This window comes from Pseudomonas sp. NFX5, assembly GCF_049132125.1.
GTDB classification, from domain to species: Bacteria; Pseudomonadota; Gammaproteobacteria; order Pseudomonadales; family Pseudomonadaceae; genus Aquipseudomonas; species Aquipseudomonas marginalis.
Genome location: NZ_JAFMZG010000014.1, coordinates 161,984 through 177,230, shown reverse-complemented (window position 1 = coordinate 177,230; position 15,247 = coordinate 161,984). Strand labels below are relative to the sequence as shown.

Here is a 15,247-nt window from a genome sequence, read left to right as displayed (position 1 = left end):
CTTGTTGTGTGGGTTATTGCGCGGCGGGCAGCAGGAACCGTGCAATCACCGGCAGATGGTTGGAAATACGCAACGTATCCTCCTGCCGTACATTCGCCTCCACCCGCTTGATCCGCGGGCTGTAGAACAGGTAATCGACGGTGCGATCCGGGCCATCAATGCTCGGGTCATTGGGAAAGTACGTCAGCCATTTCTCACGATCAATCCCGCTGGATTGGCTGTTGCTCGGGATCATCGGGTACTTGTCCCACAGTAAATGCAGCTCACTGTCCGGCGAATACTGCCCGCGCTTACCCGCCTCCAAACGCAGGAACTGCCCCAGGGGCAGCAGGTTGAAATCCCCGCCGATCAGCCAGGGCGTGCCACGGCCTTCGAACTTGTCCAGCAGCTTCACCGTCGTTTGCACCTGTTCCTGCACCGCACTGCGCCCCGGCGCGTCGCCGTCCAGGCGGGTGTTGAGCACCGCCAGTTGGCCGCCATCGCTCAGGGGCAGGTAGGTCAACAGCAAGGCCGGCTTGGGTTGGAACTGGCGGCTGATGATATTGGCCTCGGGCGCCGGCAATTGCAGGCGTTCGGCGTGTTCGATCTGGTAGCGGCTCAGGGTCGCCAGCTTGCGGCCGACGCTGCCGAAGATATGCCGGTCGGGCACGAAGTCGGCTTTCCAGTCGAAGGCCTGGGCGCTGCACGGGTAGAGGTCGACCAGGCGCTCCTGCAAAAGCGTCAGCTGGTCCTGGTAGTGGGAAGGCTTGGCGTTTTCGTCGAGTTCCTGCAACAGCAGGATGTCGGGTTGTTCATCGCGAACCACCCGCGCCACTTCGTCGAGGCTGGCGGCCATGTCCTCTACGGTGGGGCGGTCGTCCGGGCCGCTGCCGTCGGCGGTGTCGTACCAGAACACGTAGTTCTTGCCGGCCAGGTATTGCACGTTCCAGGTCATGACCTTGAGCGCCTGCCCGGGCAACAGGGTTGGCGCACGGGGCGCGACGCAGCTGACGGGCAGGGTTTCCTTGGCGGCGGGGCGCCAGGTCAGGCTGTAGATCAGGGCCGTCAGCAGGCCTGCGACGATCAGCAGGCCCAGCAGGGTGATGCGCAATAAACGGGTCATCGGCTCGGCTTATGGCGTTTCAGGAGTGGCGTGGAGCATATCACCGCGCGTCGGCATCGCCACCGATCAGCATGAATAAACGGAACAGCACCACGCTGGTGAACAGTTGCAGGAAGCTGTGGGCGCTGTCCATCAACAGCCCCACCAGCGGCGCGGGGTTGGGATAGGCCGCGACGCTGGCGCCCTTGAGCAGCCACAGAGGCGTCATGACACACAACAGGCACACCAGGATTCGCCAGAAATGCCCACGGGTCAGGCGCAAACTCTCCTTCATCGCCTCCAGTGCCGGCATGCCGCGCAATACCAGCAGGTACTCGGCGAACGCCAACACCACCATCAGCCACAGGCCCGGCAGGAAATACAGCGACAGGCCCAGCAGAATCAGGAGGGTACTCATGGCGGTCAGCAGGGCGAAGCGCGGCCACAGGGTCAGGGCCATGGCCCAGATGTCCTTGGTGCGCGGCGACTCGCCACGGGTGCGGGCGTCGAGAAACAGGATCAAGGCACCGGTGTACAGCGGGTACACCAGCAAGCCCACCACCACGCTGTAGCCGGGGAACGCATCCGCGCCGAGCGTGTGGTCGAGCAGCTGTTGCAACAGGGCTTCGAGGATCACCAATGGCAGGCACAGTTGGACGATTGCGCCCAGGTTGCCTCGGGTAAAACGGAAGGAGTCGCGCAATACGTCTAACGGATTCATCGGGTTCATCGCAGGCCTGAAAGCAAGGGCAACACTTTAACCGATCATGGCCAGCGGTAAGCAAATGTAAACCTTGAGTAAAGACCATTGAAACAACTCGTAACACCCCCATAACGGTTAAGCACCTGGCCTGATCACAGGCAAGGCCACGATTTCTACCGGCAATCTAACGAGGTCGCCATGAACAGCGAAGAGCAAACCCTGATCGATGGACTGTTTTCACGGTTGCAGCAAGCCGAAACGGACTCAGCCCCCCGTGACGCCCAGGCCGAAGCGCGGATCAAGGAGCATATGACTCGCCAACCGGCCGCCGGGTACTACATGACCCAGTCGATCCTGGTGCAGGAACACGCGCTCAAGAGTCTCGACGCGCAGAACAAGCAACAGGCGCAGCAGATCCAGCAATTGCAGGATGAGTTGCAGCGGGCCAAGTCCGCACAAGCGGCCCCGGCGAGCGGCGGTGGTTTCCTGTCGAGCATCTTTGGCGGCGGTTCCCGTGACCCGCAACCGGCCCAGAGCGCTCCGGCCTCTTCCGGCGGCGGCTGGCGTGAACCGGCGCGGCCGTCCTTTGGCCAGCCAGCGCCGCAACAGAACTATCAACAGCCGCAGCAACCGGCCGCCGCCCCCATTGGCAGCGGGTTCCTCGGTGGCGCGATGAAAACCGCCGCGGGCGTGGCCGGTGGTGTGTTGCTGGCCGAAGGCATCAGCAGCCTGTTCAACCACAACTCGCAACAGCCGCAGGTGGTGGAAGAGATCATCCGTGAAGAGCCGGCGCCCGCCAGTGACAACGGCAACTGGGGCAACGATGACCAGAAGTTCGCCGGCAATGACAGCTGGGGCAGCGACAACGCCTCGGACAGCTTTGCCGACAGCGACTATTCAGACGATTCCTCTTCCTTCGGCGACGACGATTCCTTCGTCTGACCCTTCCGGCCCGGGGCGCTGAGCCGCCCCGGTCTGATTTTTCCCGGCAACCTTCTCGCGGCTGGCATACTGGCACCCTTTCCGGGCCCTGGCGCCTGGCTGTCATGGGGAAGTGCGGTGAAGAAAATTGCAGTGTTCGCCGATGTACAAAACCTCTACTACACCGTCCGCCAGGCCTATGGCTGCCATTTCAACTACGCCGCCCTGTGGGCTGATATCAGCTCGCGTGGGCAAATCGTCGAGGCCTATGCGTATGCCATCGACCGCGGTGACAGCAAGCAGCAGCAGTTCCAGCAGATCCTGCGTAACCTGGGGTTCACGGTAAAACTCAAGCCGTATATCCAGCGCAGCGACGGCTCGGCCAAGGGTGACTGGGACGTGGGCATCACCATCGACATCATGGACGCCGCCGACCACGTTGACGAAATTGTGCTGGCCTCCGGTGACGGCGATTTCGACATGCTGCTCGACCGCATCATCCACAAGCACGGCGTCGAAGCCGTGGCCTACGGCGTACCGGGGCTGACGGCCAACTCACTGATACGTGCCGCCAGCCGCTACGTGCCGATCGAAGGCGCGTTGCTGCTCAAATAAGTACGGCGGCTTAATAAATAAAGGGTTAGACGGAGTTGGAACAGGTTTGGAACGTATAGCGGTCATCGACTTTGAAACCACCGGCATCACCCCGAGCAGCCACTGCCGGGCCACGGAAATCGCGGTGGTTATCCTCGAACGCGGCCAGATCGTGGACCGCTACCAGAGCCTGATGAACGCCGGTGTGCGCGTGCCTGGGTTTATCGAGCAACTCACCGGCATCAGCAACGCCATGCTGCGCAGCGCCCCGCCGGCCGAGCGGGTGATGAACGAAGTCAACGAATTCGTCGGCACCACGCCGCTGATGGCGCACAACGCCGCGTTCGACCAGAAGTTCTGGGATTTCGAACTCGGTCTGATCCGCCGCACCCGCCTGCAAAAATTCGCCTGCTCCCTGCTGCTGGCCCGCCGCCTGATGCCGGCTGCGCCCAACCACAAGCTCGGCACCCTCAACGCCTACGCGAAACTGCCCCACACCGGCCAGGCCCACCGCGCGCTGGCGGATGCGGAAATGGCCGCGAACCTCACGGCGCACCTGGCCCAGGAACTGCGGCGTACCCATGGCTTGCGCGAACTGTCCCACGACCTGCTGTGCACCCTGCAGAAAGTGCCGGCGGCGAAGATCAATGAGCATTTGAAGAAACATCGCGGGTTCTGACAGAACAACGCCGTTCAAGATGTGGGAGGGGCGGTTATCTGTCGTTCATCGAGGCTGCACACACTCCAACGCCCGATCCACCACCCCCTTCGCCATCTCCACCAAATGCATCACCGCCCGCTGCTGCACATCAATCCCCTCACCCGACAAGTGCGCAGTGCCCACCGCGCAATGCAGCAAATCCGCCGCATGGGCGAGGGCGTCTTCGAGGCTCAGGTTGTCATTCAGGATGAAGGGCGGGGCATCTTGAGGGCGTTTATCTGCTTTCTGAATAGTCGGTAGGCTTAGCCTTGCTGTCCTGTCGGACCTTTCTGGATTTTCCCTTCTCCCGTCTATAGCCCTTCGCTGCGACCTAAGATCCCGGCTGTCATTTACGTACAGGGACTACGTCATGCAGGAAAGCGATCTTCACACAGCAATCGTGCGAAGCCAGTTTGAGCTCCAAGGCAACGGCATTGATTTCGGCTCAACTTCAAGCATGGCGTTTCATTTGGGAAACACGATGACAAGTTGCCCGGCAGTCATGGTTTTACCTAATTCGCCAGGCTGGACCCACGGCGCCAGTTACCAGTTACTCAAGCCCGTTCATGCTGACTCCTCGGTGCCGAGCACCACGTTTGACGAACTCTGGAAATGTACACAGCAACACTATGGCTTGACGGCCGCAACGGTTCTCACTGGCGCCGCGGGCATACCTATAAGCAAAATTGCCGTGGGCACTTGGGTTCATGTTGGCTCCAGCAAAACGACGAACTTGGCGAGTCTCATTGGAATGCGCTTTTTCCCTCGTACATTGATCAGGCAACCCACGGTGGCCAGAATGGCGAAAGCAACGTTTGGCACCGTCCGGGTATTTGGCATTATTGGACGGGGCATTCCTTTCGTTGCTGCGGGGTTGGCTGTCTTTGATCTAATCAGTATTGGTAAGTGCGCCTATGAGGCAAGAAATGGAAGGTAGCCCGACTAGAGCCGAGATCAGCGAAAAGGTGATTCAGCTATTCGTCGATATCATCGGTTTCATCGACCGAAGCCAGGTCACGGAGCAAACGGACTTCATCCATGACTTCAAGATTATTGATGATGATTTGACCTGCTTTGTCATGCAGATCAAGTGGCAATTCAACTTGCAAGCGACCCAGGAAGATTGGGATCACATCACTACCATCCAGCAGATAGTTGACTTGATCGTTGAACGCTCGAATTTGCAGTGCGGCCACTGACGCCATCGGGAGCAAGCCCCCTCCCACATTTTGAATGTATTCACAAATCAAACTGTGGGAGGGGGCTTGCTCCCGATGGCGGTAGATCAGCCACCACTTTTGCCATTGGTTTCCAACTGCCCCAACGGCACCCGTCGCTCTATCGCGCTCGACAAAATAATCGAGGTCTTGCTGAACCCGAACTTCGCCAGCCGATTGATCAAACTCTCCAACTCCGGCATCGAGCCCACCGCCGCTTGCATGATCACGCACGGATCGCCCGTTACCCGGTGGCATTCGGTCAACTCCGGGATTTCGGCCAGTGCGTCATAGACCTTCTGGTTGCCGTGGTTGGTCAGCCGCAGTTCGATCACGCACTGAATCGGCAAGCCCACTTTCGAAAAATCCACCTTGGCCTGGTACCCGGTGATCACCCCGCTGGCTTCCAGTTTGGCCACGCGTTCGGCCACGGCGGGGGCGGAGAGGTTTACCGTGCGGGCCAGTTGCGCGTAGGAGGCGCGGCCGTCTTCGAGCAGGGCGCTGAGGAGCATGCGGTCGTATTTGTCCATGATAAGGCTCTACTCGGGGATGGCTTTCGAAAACACGATTTATAGCCCTCATAACCATGCTTTGGAAAGTGTACTGGCGGTTTAAACAGGTTTTGTAACTTATGTTTAACGGCCTGTCTTTTTAGAATAAGCCTCTCTTATCTCTGCCTTCGAGCCGCCCAATGCCTGGCCCACGTCGCTTTCCTTTACCGTTGATCGCCGCCTTTTTTGCGCTGTATGTGATCTGGGGTTCCACCTACCTGGTGATTCGCATCGGCGTTGAATACTGGCCACCGCTGATGCTGGGCGGTATTCGCTTTTTGCTGGCGGGTGCGGCGATGTATGGCTTTTTGCGTTGGCGTGGGGCGCCGGCGCCGACCTGGGAGCAGTGGAAGGCTGCTGCCAAGATCGGTATTTTGCTGCTGACCTTCGGCAATGGCGCGGTGAGTGTGGCCGAGCACACTGGGGTGTCGTCCGGCGTGGCGGCGCTGGCGGTGGCGACCGTGCCGTTGTTCACCTTGCTGTGTGGGTATTTCTGGGGCGCACGCAATACCCGGCTGGAATGGGCCGGGGTGATCCTGGGCATGATCGGTATCGCCATGCTCAACATGGGCAGCACGTTGCAGTCTAGCCCCATGGGCGCCGCTTTATTGTTGTTTGCAGCGGCGTCGTGGGCGTTTGGTTCGGTGTGGAGTCGGCGCCTGCCGTTGCCGCCGGGCGCTATGGCCAGTGCCGCAGAAATGCTGGTGGCCGGGGTGACACTGTTGATCGCCAGCGCGCTGACCGGTGAGCGCCTGCAAGCCATGCCGCCGCTGGAAGGCTGGCTGGCCCTGGCTTACCTGGCCGTGTTCGGCTCGATCATCGCCTTCAACGCCTATATGTACCTGCTCAAGCACGTACGCCCGGCGGCCGCGACCAGCTATGCCTACGTCAACCCCGCCGTCGCAGTCTTGCTGGGGATTGTATTCATCGGCGAGACCATCGGTCTGGAAGAGGCCCTGGCCATGCTGGTGATTATCAGCGCCGTGCTGTTGATCAGCCTGCCCCAGTGGCGAAAGCCCAAGCCGGAAATAAGGTAAACTGCCGCGCATTACGCCCTTGCGCTGAATTTTTCCTACGGTAACTACATGACTTTCGCCACACTTGGCCTGATCGAACCCTTGCTGCGCGCCCTTGAGACGCTCGGCTACCAGACCCCGACGCCGGTGCAGGCGCAAGCCATTCCGGCGGTGCTCGCCGGTCGCGACCTGATGGCCGCGGCCCAGACCGGCACCGGCAAGACCGCCGGTTTCGCCGTGCCGCTGCTGCAACTGCTGACCCTGGAAGGGCCGAAAGTCGCCGCCAACTCGGCGCGCGCGCTGATCCTGTGCCCGACCCGCGAGCTGGCCGAGCAGGTTCACGCCAGCGTTGCGGAATACGCCCAGCACCTGCCGCTCACCACCTACGCGGTGTACGGCGGCGTGAGCATCAACCCGCAGATGATGAAGCTGCGCAAGGGCGTCGATATCCTGGTCGCCACGCCGGGCCGCCTGATCGACCTGTTCCGCCAAAACGCGCTGAAACTCAACCAGCTGCAAACCCTGGTGCTGGACGAAGCCGACCGCATGCTCGACCTGGGCTTCTCCGAAGAACTGGCGAACATCTATCGCATGCTGCCGAAAAAGCGCCAGACGTTATTGTTCTCCGCGACCTTCTCCGATGACATTCGCCTGCTGGCCGGGCAGATGCTCAACGACCCGCTGAGCATCGAAGTCAGCCCGCGTAACGTCGCCGCCAACACCGTCAAGCAATGGGTAGTACCGGTGGACAAGAAGCGCAAGGCGGAGCTGTTTGTGCACCTGATGCGCAAAGGCCGCTGGAAGCAGGTGCTGGTGTTCGCCAAGACCCGTAACGGCGTGGATGCGCTGGTGGATAAATTGCAGGGCCTGGGCATCAACGCCGATGGCATCCACGGCGACAAGCCGCAAGCCACACGCCAACGCGCGCTGGACCGTTTCAAATCGAGCGAAGTGCAGATCCTGGTCGCCACCGACGTAGCGGCCCGAGGCCTGGATATCGAAGACCTGCCGCTGGTGGTCAACTTCGACCTGCCGATCGTGGCCGAGGACTACATCCACCGCATCGGCCGGACCGGTCGCGCAGGCAACACCGGTGAGGCGATTTCCCTGGTGTGTGCCGATGAAGTCAACATGCTCTCGGCCATCGAGATGCTGACCCGCCAGACCTTGACCCGCAAGATGGAACAGGACTTCGAGCCGGAACACCGCGTGCCGGATACCGATGCCAGCGGTCAGGTGGTGAAGAAGCCGAAAAAACCGAAGAAGCCCAAGGCGTCCGGTGGTGGCGGTGGCAAGCGCAACCTCGGCAAGTGGGTGGACAGTGGTGAAGTGGCGCCGTCGGAGCCTTCGATCAAGCCGGTGCGCAAGGTGCCGGTGTTTAATACCGGGCCGCGTAAGAAGAAGTGATTTTGCGGTGTGGCTGATGGCCTCATCGGGGGCAAGCCCCCTCCCACAGTTTGAATGTATTCACAAATCAAGATGTGGGAGGGGGCTTGCCCCCGATGGCGGCTTTGAATCCACCGCAGACCTCAGCGGTTGAGCCACTCCAACATCCCCCGCCCAGCCGCTCTGCCACTGGCAAAACACCCCGTCAGCAAATACCCGCCGGTCGGCGCTTCCCAGTCCAGCATCTCCCCCGCACAAAACACCCCCGGCAATTGCTTGAGCATCAGCCGCTCATCCAACGCTTCAAAGGGCACGCCGCCTGCGGTGCTGATGGCTTCATCCATCGGCCGTGTCTTCACCACTGTCAGCGGCAACGCCTTGATAGCCACCGCCAATTGCGCCGGGTCATTGAAGTGTTCGGCGGGTGCCAACTCTCGCAACAGCGCCGCCTTGACCCCATCCAAACTCAATTGGCTGTGCAAATGCTTGCTCATCGAGCGCGAACCTCGCGGCTTGGTCAAGGCGGCCTGGACCTTGTCCAATGGCTTGCTCGGCAGCAAATCGATATGCACCGTCGCCGAGCCATTACGGTTGATCGCCTCACGAATCGGCGCCGACAGCGCGTAGATCAAACTGCCCTCGATACCGGTGGCGGTGATCACGCATTCGCCGAGTCGCGGCTTGTCATCCCCCAGCCCAATGGCGACGTTTTTCAGCGGTGCGCCGGCGAATTTGCTGACCATAAAGTCGCTCCAGGCCGACACCTCGAAGCCGCAATTGCTGGGTTGCAGGGCCACGCAAGGCACGCCTTTATCCTCCAGCAGCTTGAGCCAGGCGCCGTCGGAGCCCAGGCGCGACCAACTGCCGCCGCCCAAGGCCAAGAGCACGGCATCGCTGTGGACAACTTTTTCGCCGTCCGGGCTGTGGATAAGTAAATCACCCTCGGCATTCCAGCCCACCCAACGGTGCCGGGTGTGGATAACCACGCCCTGGTCGCGCAGGCGCTTGAGCCAGGCACGTAGCAGTGGGGCGGCTTTCATATCCGTGGGAAACACGCGGCCGGAAGTGCCGATAAAGGTCTGGATACCCAGGCCATGAATCCATTCGCACAACGCTTCGGCATCAAACCCACGCAGCAACGCTGCCATTTGCGGGGCACGCTCGGCATAGCGCGCCACAAAGGCCGGGTACGCCTCGGAATGGGTGATGTTCATGCCGCCCACGCCCGCCAGCAGGAACTTGCGCCCCACCGACGGCATGCCGTCGTACAGGTCTACCCGCACCCCGGCCAGGCTCAAGACTTCGGCGGCCATCAGCCCGGCAGGGCCGCCGCCGATGATGGAGACGTGTCGAGAGGAAATATCGGACATGGGCAGGGCTACGATCGCGGAAATAAGCCGAGCATTCTACCCGAGGCGCGCGGCGTTGCCTGATCAAAAAATGTACAGCTTCCTACAGGCTAGACAGCTACGGGCTCTTAGACGCTTACGCTCAAGTTATCCACAGGCCGTTCCACAGGCATTGTGGGTAACGCCCACACTTCAATGACACCCTGATGACGTCCACACCCGCTGCGCGCTGTGGTGCAGGATGCCGTGGCGGCGGGCCAGGGCGGGGCGATCCTTGCTGTAGCCGCCACCGATCACGCCCATCACCGGGATGTCGCGGCCCAGGCAATGGCGCATCACGCTTTCATCGCGGGCGGCCACGCCTGCGTCTGTCAGCTTGAGGTAACCGAGGGCGTCATCCTTGTGCACATCGACGCCGGCGTCGTACAGCACCAGGTCCGGTTGGTAGAGCGGCAGCAGGTAGTTGAGGGCGTCGTCCACCACCGTGAGGTAGTCGGCATCGCCCATGCCCATGGGCAGCGGGATGTCCCAATCGCTCTGGGCTTTGCGCGCAGGGAAGTTCTTTTCGCAGTGCAGGGACACAGTGATCGCCTCCGGCGTGTCGTGGAGGATGCGCGCGGTGCCGTCGCCCTGGTGCACGTCGCAGTCGAAGATCAGCACGCGGTTGACCCGGCCGCTGGCCAGCAGGTAATGGCTGATCACCGCCAGGTCATTGAAGATGCAAAAGCCCGCCGGGTAGTCGTAGTGGGCGTGGTGGGTACCGCCCGCCAGGTGGCAGGCCAGGCCATGTTCCAGCGCCTGCTCCGCCGCCAGGATCGAGCCGCCGACCGCGCGCACGGTGCGCCGGGCCAGGGCTTCGCTCCAGGGCAGGCCAAGACGCCGTTGGTCTTCGCGGGACAACTCGCCGCTCATGTAGCGTTCGATATACCCAGGTTCATGGGCGAGGGCCAGAATCTCCGCCGGGCACAGCGACGGGCGCAGCAATTGGCTGTCTTCGGTCAGGCCGCTGGCCACCAGGTGGTCACGCAGCAGGCGGAACTTGTCCATGGGGAACCGGTGGTCTGCCGGGAACTCAGGGCTGTAGTCATCGTGGTAGATCAATGGCAAAGGCATGGGATTTTCTGACGGGGATCTGCGAAGGATCTTAACAGCGCTGTACACTCACGCACATGGCAAGGGGAGGGGACCCATGGAGGAGATATTGCAATTGGAAAGCGCGCGCCTGGTCATGCGCCAATGGCGCGATGCCGACCTGACGGAATTTGCGCGCATGTGCGCCGACCCGCAGGTGATGCGCTATTTCCCGGCCAGATTGAGTCACCTGGAAAGTGCCGCCCTGATCGGCCGGATTCGCGGCCACTTCGCCGAATACGGTTTTGGCCAGTGGGCCCTGCAACGCAAGGACACCGGTGAGTTCATCGGCCTGACCGGGTTGCAGAACGTCAGCTTCGAAGCGGACTTTACCCCGGCGGTGGAAATCTGCTGGCGCCTGGCCCGTGAGCATTGGGGCCTGGGTTATGCCAGCGAGGCGGCCTGGACCGCGCTGCGCTGTGGTTTCGACCGTTTGCAGTTGGACGAAATCGTCGCTTTCACCACTCAAGCCAATCTGCCATCACAAAAAGTCATGCAGGCCATCGGTATGCATTACGATCCCCAGGCAGATTTTGCACACCCCAAGGTCGCAGCCGATGACCCGCTGCGCCCCCACGTTTTGTACCGCATCACCCGCGCCCAATGGTTGGACACGCTGCACGGATAAGCAGCCCGGAATGCCCTCTCGATTGTTGTAGGAGTTGCTCTATGAGCCAAGTATTGGAAGATCTGGTGGACTTGCTGACCCTGGAGCCGATCGAGGAAAACCTCTTTCGCGGCCGCAGCCAGGACCTGGGTTTTCGCCAACTGTTCGGTGGTCAGGTGCTCGGCCAGTCGCTGTCGGCCGCCAGCCAGACCGTCGAAGAAGCGCGACATGTGCATTCCCTGCATGGCTATTTCCTGCGCCCCGGCGATGCGAAGTTGCCGGTGGTGTATTCGGTGGACCGTGTACGCGATGGCGGCAGTTTCAGCACGCGCCGCGTGACGGCGATCCAGAAGGGCCACCCGATCTTCACCTGCAGCGCTTCGTTCCAGTACGACGAGGCCGGCTTCGAGCACCAGACCACCATGCCCGTGGTGGTCGGCCCGGAAAACCTGCCGTCGGAGCTGGAACTGACCCAGCAGCGCGCGCACCTGATCCCCGAGCATATGCGCGACAAGCTGCTGTGCCCCAAGCCCATCGAAGTGCGCCCGGTCACCGAAAAAGACCCGTTCAACCCGCAGCCGTCCGACCCGGTCAAATATGTGTGGTTTCGCGCCGATGGTGCCCTGGCTGATACGCCGGCGCTGCACAAATACCTGCTGGCCTACGCCTCGGACTTCGGCCTGCTGACCACCTCGTTGCTGCCCCACGGCAAGACCGTGTGGCAGAAAGACATGCAGGTCGCCAGCCTCGACCACGCGTTGTGGTTCCACGCCGACCTGCGTGCCGATGATTGGTTGCTGTACGCCATGGACAGCCCATGGGCCGGAAACTCCCGTGGGTTCTCCCGCGGCAGCGTGTACAACCGCGCCGGGCAACTGGTGGCGTCGGTGACCCAGGAAGGCTTGATTCGCCATCGCAAGGATTGGGCATGAGCCTGACGGACGTTAAGCACTGGGTGTTCGACATGGACGGCACCCTGACGGTGGCGGTGCATGACTTTGCGGCGATTCGCGTGGCCCTGGATATTCCCCCCGAGGACGACATCCTCACTCACCTTGCCGCATTACCAGCGGACATCGCAGCGGCCAAGCACGCCTGGCTGCTGGAACATGAGCGCGAGCTGGCGCTGGGCTCCGTCGCGGCGGACGGTGCGGTGGAACTGGTGCGCGAGCTGGTCGGGCGCGGTTATCGCCTGGGCATTTTGACCCGCAATGCGCGGGAGTTGGCGCATATCACCTTGGAGGCGATCGGCCTGGCGGACTGCTTTGCCGTGGACGATGTGCTGGGGCGCGACGATGCGCCGCCCAAGCCCGATCCGGGTGGGTTGTTGAAGTTGGCGGCGGCGTGGGATGTATCGCCGAGCGAGATGGTGATGGTCGGCGATTACCGTTTTGACCTGGACTGCGGCCGGGCGGCAGGGGCGCGGACGGTGTTGGTCAACCTGCCGGAGAACCCGTGGCCGGAGCTGGCGGATTGGCATGCTGCAGACTGCGCTGCATTGCGCCGAATGATCCAGCTCCCATATTTTGAGACTGTTTCGTCAGGTATTACTGAGTGAACAATACCTTCTGGCCCTCGGGCGACGTAAACATCCCATCCCCGTCATGCCCGACCCCCGGCACTTCCACCAGCGTCTGGCGCAATTGCGGATGGCGCTGTTTGAGGTAGTCAAAGTAGTTGTGCCCACGAATCAGCCGATACGCGCCCTGGGTCTCGGCTTCGCAGCTTTTATCCAGCGCCGGGTGGTTCGGGTCGGTGTCCTGCTGGCCCAGCAGGTAAGTGATGGTGCGTGATACGTAGGCTTGTTCCAGCTGCTCGGCGCTTTGGCCGTTGGCGTAGGCCGGCAGGTGCTGCATGCCGTACTTCCAGGTGTTGAAGCCCGGGCAACTGGCGGTCTCGAACTTCACCGGCCGCTGTGGGCTGAAGTAGGCATAGGACGAGGGGTTGGCCACCACATAGCGCAGGCGGATACCCTCGGTTTGCAGGGCCGGGTGCGCGTGGCCGGTGAGGGCGAAGCGCTGCACCACCTGGCCACCGCCGGAGTGACCGGCGACCACGATTTCCTTCAGCGCCGGGAACAGCGTGCGGTTGCCCAGGTGCTTGATGATCTGGTCTAGGGCGCCGAAAGAGCTGATCTGGCCTGGGCCGGTGGAGGCATCGCCGGCCATCCAGTCATTGCCGTTCCAGCGCAGCAACTGATTGTCCAGATGGTTGCGCTTCACGTCGGCCCCATTGAGAAACTGCGGTGCGATTACCAATGTGGTGGGGCCAACGCCTGCGTGTTCGGCGGCATCCATTCCGCTTTGCAGGTAGGTCTGCGCATTACGCAGGCGTCCGTGCACGATGATCAACGCGCGGGTGACGTCGGGCAGTGGCTGGCGCCAGTCCTGGCTCAGCCCGAGGCTGAGATCGCCGGCCTCCAGATGAAAACGCTCGGGGCTGACCACCTTGACGCCCTGCTCGGCGGCCCAGGCGGATGACGAGATGAGCAACAGGCCCAACAGCAGTCCCAATCGTTGATTCATTTATAGGCTCTTGGCAGCGAACGTGTCGCATTGAGTGATCTGGCCCTGGGCGAAGCCTGTCTTGAACCAGCGCACCCGCTGTGCCGAGGTGCCGTGGGTAAACGAATCCGGCACCACGCGCCCCTGGCCCTGCTGCTGCAAACGGTCATCGCCGATGGCGTTGGCGGCGTTCAGTGCTTCTTCAATATCGCCAGGCTCCAGCCAGTTCAGGCGCTTTTGCGCACGGTTGGCCCACACACCGGCGAAGCAGTCGGCTTGCAGCTCCTGGCGCACCAGCAGGCCACCGTCGCCTTGCATTTGTCGGCCTTGCTGGCGTGCGGCCTGGATCTTCGACGAAATGCCCAGCAATGTTTGTACGTGGTGCCCGACTTCGTGGGCGATCACATAGGCCTGGGCGAAATCGCCGGCCGCCTGGAAGCGTTGGGACATTTCCCGGAAGAAATCCAGGTCCAGATAGACCTGCTGATCAGCCGGGCAATAGAACGGGCCGCTGGCCGAGGTGGCGCCACCGCAGGCGGAATTGACCCGGCCACGGAACAGAATCAGCTTCGGGTTCTTGTAGGCCAGGCCGTTTTCCTGGAACACCTGGCCCCAGGTGTCTTCGGTATCGCCCAGCACCGCGCGCACAAAGTCGGCTTGCTCATCGTTGGCCGGCGGTGCCTGGCGCGACTGCGTGCTCACCGAGGGTGCCTGTTCCATCTGGCCGGTCAACTGGCCGAGGATCTGCATCGGGTCCTGGCCGGTCAGCCAGCCGATGCCGACGATCAGCACAATCGCGGTCAGGCTCAGGCCCTTGCCGCCGCCAAAGCGCATCCCGCCACCGCCGCCGCCACTGTCATCGCGGGCATCCACCACGTTGTCGCTGCGTCGGCCTTTTTTCCATAGCATGGGGCAATCCTCTGTGTGCTAACCGTGATTGAGTATGGTCGGTATTAACGGCAATAGCCTTCGCCGGTGGCGACGATCAGGCAGTCTTTTTTGTCCGCCAGCCATTTCAGCCCGGTCGCTTCTCCGTCGCCGGCGCGTAGGAGTTGCGGGCCGTCCGGACGGGTGAAGGCGATGCCGTCTTCGGCCGCTTCACCCTTGAAGGTGCCCGAGTCGTCGGCGTCGAGGCCGTATTGCATGGTCAGGAGGTAATGGCCACGGCCGATGCTGTCGTCCTTGGCGATGGTCAGGTGCAGGCCTTCGACGCCGATCCATTTGCCGACCCATTTATCCGTGGGCGGGGTTTCGGGTACCAGGGCGGCCTGCACGGAAGGCGGCGCAGGTTTGGGCGCCGGCGTGGACGCCTGGTCGCAGGCGGTCAGCAGGGCAAGGGCAGAAAGAACAAAGAGGAATTTTTTCATAGCAACGAGGCCTTGGTTAAAAAGTATGCAATGCGCAGGCTAAGGTGCTGCGTTGGACTCGAATCCGGTGATTTAGTGCGCTGTTCGCCCGGTGTTTGGTTATGCTCTTGGGGCAGGCGC

The 15,247-nt window shown here is 61.8% G+C and carries 19 protein-coding genes; 10 read left to right on the top strand and 9 right to left on the bottom strand.

Annotated features, from left to right (window positions below; translation table 11 throughout):
- Positions 1 to 13: 13 nt before the first annotated feature.
- Together J1N02_RS09515 and J1N02_RS09510 are read right to left on the bottom strand one after the other, a co-directional pair.
- Positions 14 to 1,102 carry an endonuclease/exonuclease/phosphatase family protein gene (locus J1N02_RS09515; protein WP_027605270.1) on the bottom strand — a complete coding sequence of 363 codons (1,089 nt, stop codon included), beginning with the start codon at positions 1,100 to 1,102 and terminating at the stop codon, positions 14 to 16.
- A gap of 40 nt (positions 1,103 to 1,142) precedes the next feature.
- The gene (locus tag J1N02_RS09510) at positions 1,143 to 1,802 is read right to left on the bottom strand and encodes a YciC family protein (RefSeq protein WP_027605271.1); all 660 of its coding nucleotides are present in this window, start codon (positions 1,800 to 1,802) and stop codon (positions 1,143 to 1,145) included.
- A 180-nt stretch (positions 1,803 to 1,982) separates the two neighbouring features.
- Here J1N02_RS09510 and J1N02_RS09505 point away from each other — a divergent pair, with 180 nt between their 5' ends.
- From J1N02_RS09505 to J1N02_RS09495, 3 genes are all read left to right on the top strand, one after another.
- Complete coding sequence (locus tag J1N02_RS09505) at positions 1,983 to 2,726, top strand: DUF2076 domain-containing protein (protein ID WP_092358238.1); 744 nt, start codon at positions 1,983 to 1,985, stop codon at positions 2,724 to 2,726.
- Between the two features lie 117 nt (positions 2,727 to 2,843).
- A complete protein-coding gene (locus J1N02_RS09500) occupies positions 2,844 to 3,320 on the top strand; it encodes an NYN domain-containing protein (RefSeq protein ID WP_024077544.1) in 477 nt (158 codons plus the stop codon).
- 46 nt (positions 3,321 to 3,366) lie between these two features.
- Positions 3,367 to 3,978 carry a PolC-type DNA polymerase III gene (locus tag J1N02_RS09495; protein WP_065924992.1) on the top strand — a complete coding sequence of 204 codons (612 nt, stop codon included), beginning with the start codon at positions 3,367 to 3,369 and terminating at the stop codon, positions 3,976 to 3,978.
- Positions 3,979 to 4,023: 45 nt separating this feature from the next.
- Here J1N02_RS09495 and J1N02_RS09490 read toward each other — a convergent pair whose 3' ends face one another.
- Positions 4,024 to 4,314, bottom strand: a complete 291-nt coding sequence (locus J1N02_RS09490) for a DUF6124 family protein (protein ID WP_092358240.1) — start codon at positions 4,312 to 4,314, stop codon at positions 4,024 to 4,026.
- Between the two features lie 55 nt (positions 4,315 to 4,369).
- Here J1N02_RS09490 and J1N02_RS09485 point away from each other — a divergent pair, with 55 nt between their 5' ends.
- Complete coding sequence (locus J1N02_RS09485; RefSeq protein WP_027605274.1) at positions 4,370 to 4,936, top strand: hypothetical protein; 567 nt, start codon at positions 4,370 to 4,372, stop codon at positions 4,934 to 4,936.
- Positions 4,926 to 5,198, top strand: a complete 273-nt coding sequence (locus tag J1N02_RS09480) for an acyl carrier protein (protein ID WP_027605275.1) — start codon at positions 4,926 to 4,928, stop codon at positions 5,196 to 5,198. Before J1N02_RS09485 ends, J1N02_RS09480 begins: the two co-directional genes overlap by 11 nt.
- A gap of 86 nt (positions 5,199 to 5,284) precedes the next feature.
- Here J1N02_RS09480 and J1N02_RS09475 read toward each other — a convergent pair whose 3' ends face one another.
- Positions 5,285 to 5,746 (bottom strand): Lrp/AsnC family transcriptional regulator, encoded by a 462-nt coding sequence (locus J1N02_RS09475; protein ID WP_027605276.1) that lies wholly within the window; start codon positions 5,744 to 5,746, stop codon positions 5,285 to 5,287.
- A 161-nt stretch (positions 5,747 to 5,907) separates the two neighbouring features.
- Here J1N02_RS09475 and yedA point away from each other — a divergent pair, with 161 nt between their 5' ends.
- Together yedA and J1N02_RS09465 are read left to right on the top strand one after the other, a co-directional pair.
- Positions 5,908 to 6,804 carry a drug/metabolite exporter YedA gene (gene yedA / locus J1N02_RS09470; protein WP_098480887.1) on the top strand — a complete coding sequence of 299 codons (897 nt, stop codon included), beginning with the start codon at positions 5,908 to 5,910 and terminating at the stop codon, positions 6,802 to 6,804.
- A 48-nt stretch (positions 6,805 to 6,852) separates the two neighbouring features.
- Positions 6,853 to 8,190, top strand: a complete 1,338-nt coding sequence (locus tag J1N02_RS09465) for a DEAD/DEAH box helicase (RefSeq protein WP_421147318.1) — start codon at positions 6,853 to 6,855, stop codon at positions 8,188 to 8,190.
- A 122-nt stretch (positions 8,191 to 8,312) separates the two neighbouring features.
- Here the strand turns inward: J1N02_RS09465 and J1N02_RS09460 are convergent, their stop codons facing one another.
- Both J1N02_RS09460 and J1N02_RS09455 read right to left on the bottom strand, forming a co-directional pair.
- Positions 8,313 to 9,539, bottom strand: a complete 1,227-nt coding sequence (locus J1N02_RS09460; RefSeq protein ID WP_146477835.1) for a TIGR03862 family flavoprotein — start codon at positions 9,537 to 9,539, stop codon at positions 8,313 to 8,315.
- A 171-nt stretch (positions 9,540 to 9,710) separates the two neighbouring features.
- On the bottom strand, positions 9,711 to 10,631 hold the full coding sequence (locus tag J1N02_RS09455) for a histone deacetylase (protein ID WP_092358248.1): 921 nt from the start codon (positions 10,629 to 10,631) through the stop codon (positions 9,711 to 9,713).
- A gap of 76 nt (positions 10,632 to 10,707) precedes the next feature.
- Here J1N02_RS09455 and J1N02_RS09450 point away from each other — a divergent pair, with 76 nt between their 5' ends.
- Genes J1N02_RS09450 through J1N02_RS09440 form a run of 3 tightly spaced genes read left to right on the top strand, consistent with a single transcriptional unit; the run spans position 10,708 to position 12,814 of the window.
- Positions 10,708 to 11,277 carry a GNAT family N-acetyltransferase gene (locus J1N02_RS09450; protein ID WP_027605281.1) on the top strand — a complete coding sequence of 190 codons (570 nt, stop codon included), beginning with the start codon at positions 10,708 to 10,710 and terminating at the stop codon, positions 11,275 to 11,277.
- Positions 11,278 to 11,318: 41 nt separating this feature from the next.
- The gene (gene tesB, locus J1N02_RS09445; protein WP_027605282.1) at positions 11,319 to 12,188 is read left to right on the top strand and encodes an acyl-CoA thioesterase II; all 870 of its coding nucleotides are present in this window, start codon (positions 11,319 to 11,321) and stop codon (positions 12,186 to 12,188) included.
- Positions 12,185 to 12,814, top strand: a complete 630-nt coding sequence (locus J1N02_RS09440; protein WP_051429340.1) for an HAD family hydrolase — start codon at positions 12,185 to 12,187, stop codon at positions 12,812 to 12,814. The genes tesB and J1N02_RS09440 overlap by 4 nt, the downstream gene beginning before the upstream one ends.
- Here J1N02_RS09440 and J1N02_RS09435 read toward each other — a convergent pair.
- Genes J1N02_RS09435 through J1N02_RS09425 form a run of 3 tightly spaced genes read right to left on the bottom strand, consistent with a single transcriptional unit; the run spans position 12,804 to position 15,127 of the window.
- Complete coding sequence (locus tag J1N02_RS09435; protein ID WP_421147317.1) at positions 12,804 to 13,781, bottom strand: alpha/beta hydrolase; 978 nt, start codon at positions 13,779 to 13,781, stop codon at positions 12,804 to 12,806. The genes J1N02_RS09440 and J1N02_RS09435 overlap by 11 nt on opposite strands.
- Complete coding sequence (locus tag J1N02_RS09430) at positions 13,782 to 14,669, bottom strand: neutral zinc metallopeptidase (protein WP_027605284.1); 888 nt, start codon at positions 14,667 to 14,669, stop codon at positions 13,782 to 13,784.
- 44 nt (positions 14,670 to 14,713) lie between these two features.
- Positions 14,714 to 15,127, bottom strand: a complete 414-nt coding sequence (locus J1N02_RS09425; protein ID WP_092358254.1) for a membrane lipoprotein lipid attachment site-containing protein — start codon at positions 15,125 to 15,127, stop codon at positions 14,714 to 14,716.
- Positions 15,128 to 15,247: the final 120 nt, after the last annotated feature.

What these genes read in the sequence shown, in the direction of transcription:
- J1N02_RS09440 (WP_051429340.1), top strand. Translation starts at nt 12,185, where the DNA reads ATGAGCCTGACGGACGTTAAGCACTGGGTGTTCGACATGGACGGCACC.
- J1N02_RS09475 (WP_027605276.1), bottom strand. Translation starts at nt 5,746, where the DNA reads ATGGACAAATACGACCGCATGCTCCTCAGCGCCCTGCTCGAAGACGGC.
- J1N02_RS09515 (WP_027605270.1), bottom strand. Translation starts at nt 1,102, where the DNA reads ATGACCCGTTTATTGCGCATCACCCTGCTGGGCCTGCTGATCGTCGCA.
- J1N02_RS09505 (WP_092358238.1), top strand. Translation starts at nt 1,983, where the DNA reads ATGAACAGCGAAGAGCAAACCCTGATCGATGGACTGTTTTCACGGTTG.
- J1N02_RS09435 (WP_421147317.1), bottom strand. Translation starts at nt 13,781, where the DNA reads ATGAATCAACGATTGGGACTGCTGTTGGGCCTGTTGCTCATCTCGTCA.
- J1N02_RS09485 (WP_027605274.1), top strand. Translation starts at nt 4,370, where the DNA reads ATGCAGGAAAGCGATCTTCACACAGCAATCGTGCGAAGCCAGTTTGAG.
- yedA (WP_098480887.1), top strand. Translation starts at nt 5,908, where the DNA reads ATGCCTGGCCCACGTCGCTTTCCTTTACCGTTGATCGCCGCCTTTTTT.
- J1N02_RS09465 (WP_421147318.1), top strand. Translation starts at nt 6,853, where the DNA reads ATGACTTTCGCCACACTTGGCCTGATCGAACCCTTGCTGCGCGCCCTT.
- J1N02_RS09480 (WP_027605275.1), top strand. Translation starts at nt 4,926, where the DNA reads ATGGAAGGTAGCCCGACTAGAGCCGAGATCAGCGAAAAGGTGATTCAG.
- J1N02_RS09430 (WP_027605284.1), bottom strand. Translation starts at nt 14,669, where the DNA reads ATGCTATGGAAAAAAGGCCGACGCAGCGACAACGTGGTGGATGCCCGC.
- J1N02_RS09460 (WP_146477835.1), bottom strand. Translation starts at nt 9,539, where the DNA reads ATGTCCGATATTTCCTCTCGACACGTCTCCATCATCGGCGGCGGCCCT.
- J1N02_RS09450 (WP_027605281.1), top strand. Translation starts at nt 10,708, where the DNA reads ATGGAGGAGATATTGCAATTGGAAAGCGCGCGCCTGGTCATGCGCCAA.
- J1N02_RS09425 (WP_092358254.1), bottom strand. Translation starts at nt 15,127, where the DNA reads ATGAAAAAATTCCTCTTTGTTCTTTCTGCCCTTGCCCTGCTGACCGCC.
- J1N02_RS09455 (WP_092358248.1), bottom strand. Translation starts at nt 10,631, where the DNA reads ATGCCTTTGCCATTGATCTACCACGATGACTACAGCCCTGAGTTCCCG.
- J1N02_RS09510 (WP_027605271.1), bottom strand. Translation starts at nt 1,802, where the DNA reads ATGAATCCGTTAGACGTATTGCGCGACTCCTTCCGTTTTACCCGAGGC.
- tesB (WP_027605282.1), top strand. Translation starts at nt 11,319, where the DNA reads ATGAGCCAAGTATTGGAAGATCTGGTGGACTTGCTGACCCTGGAGCCG.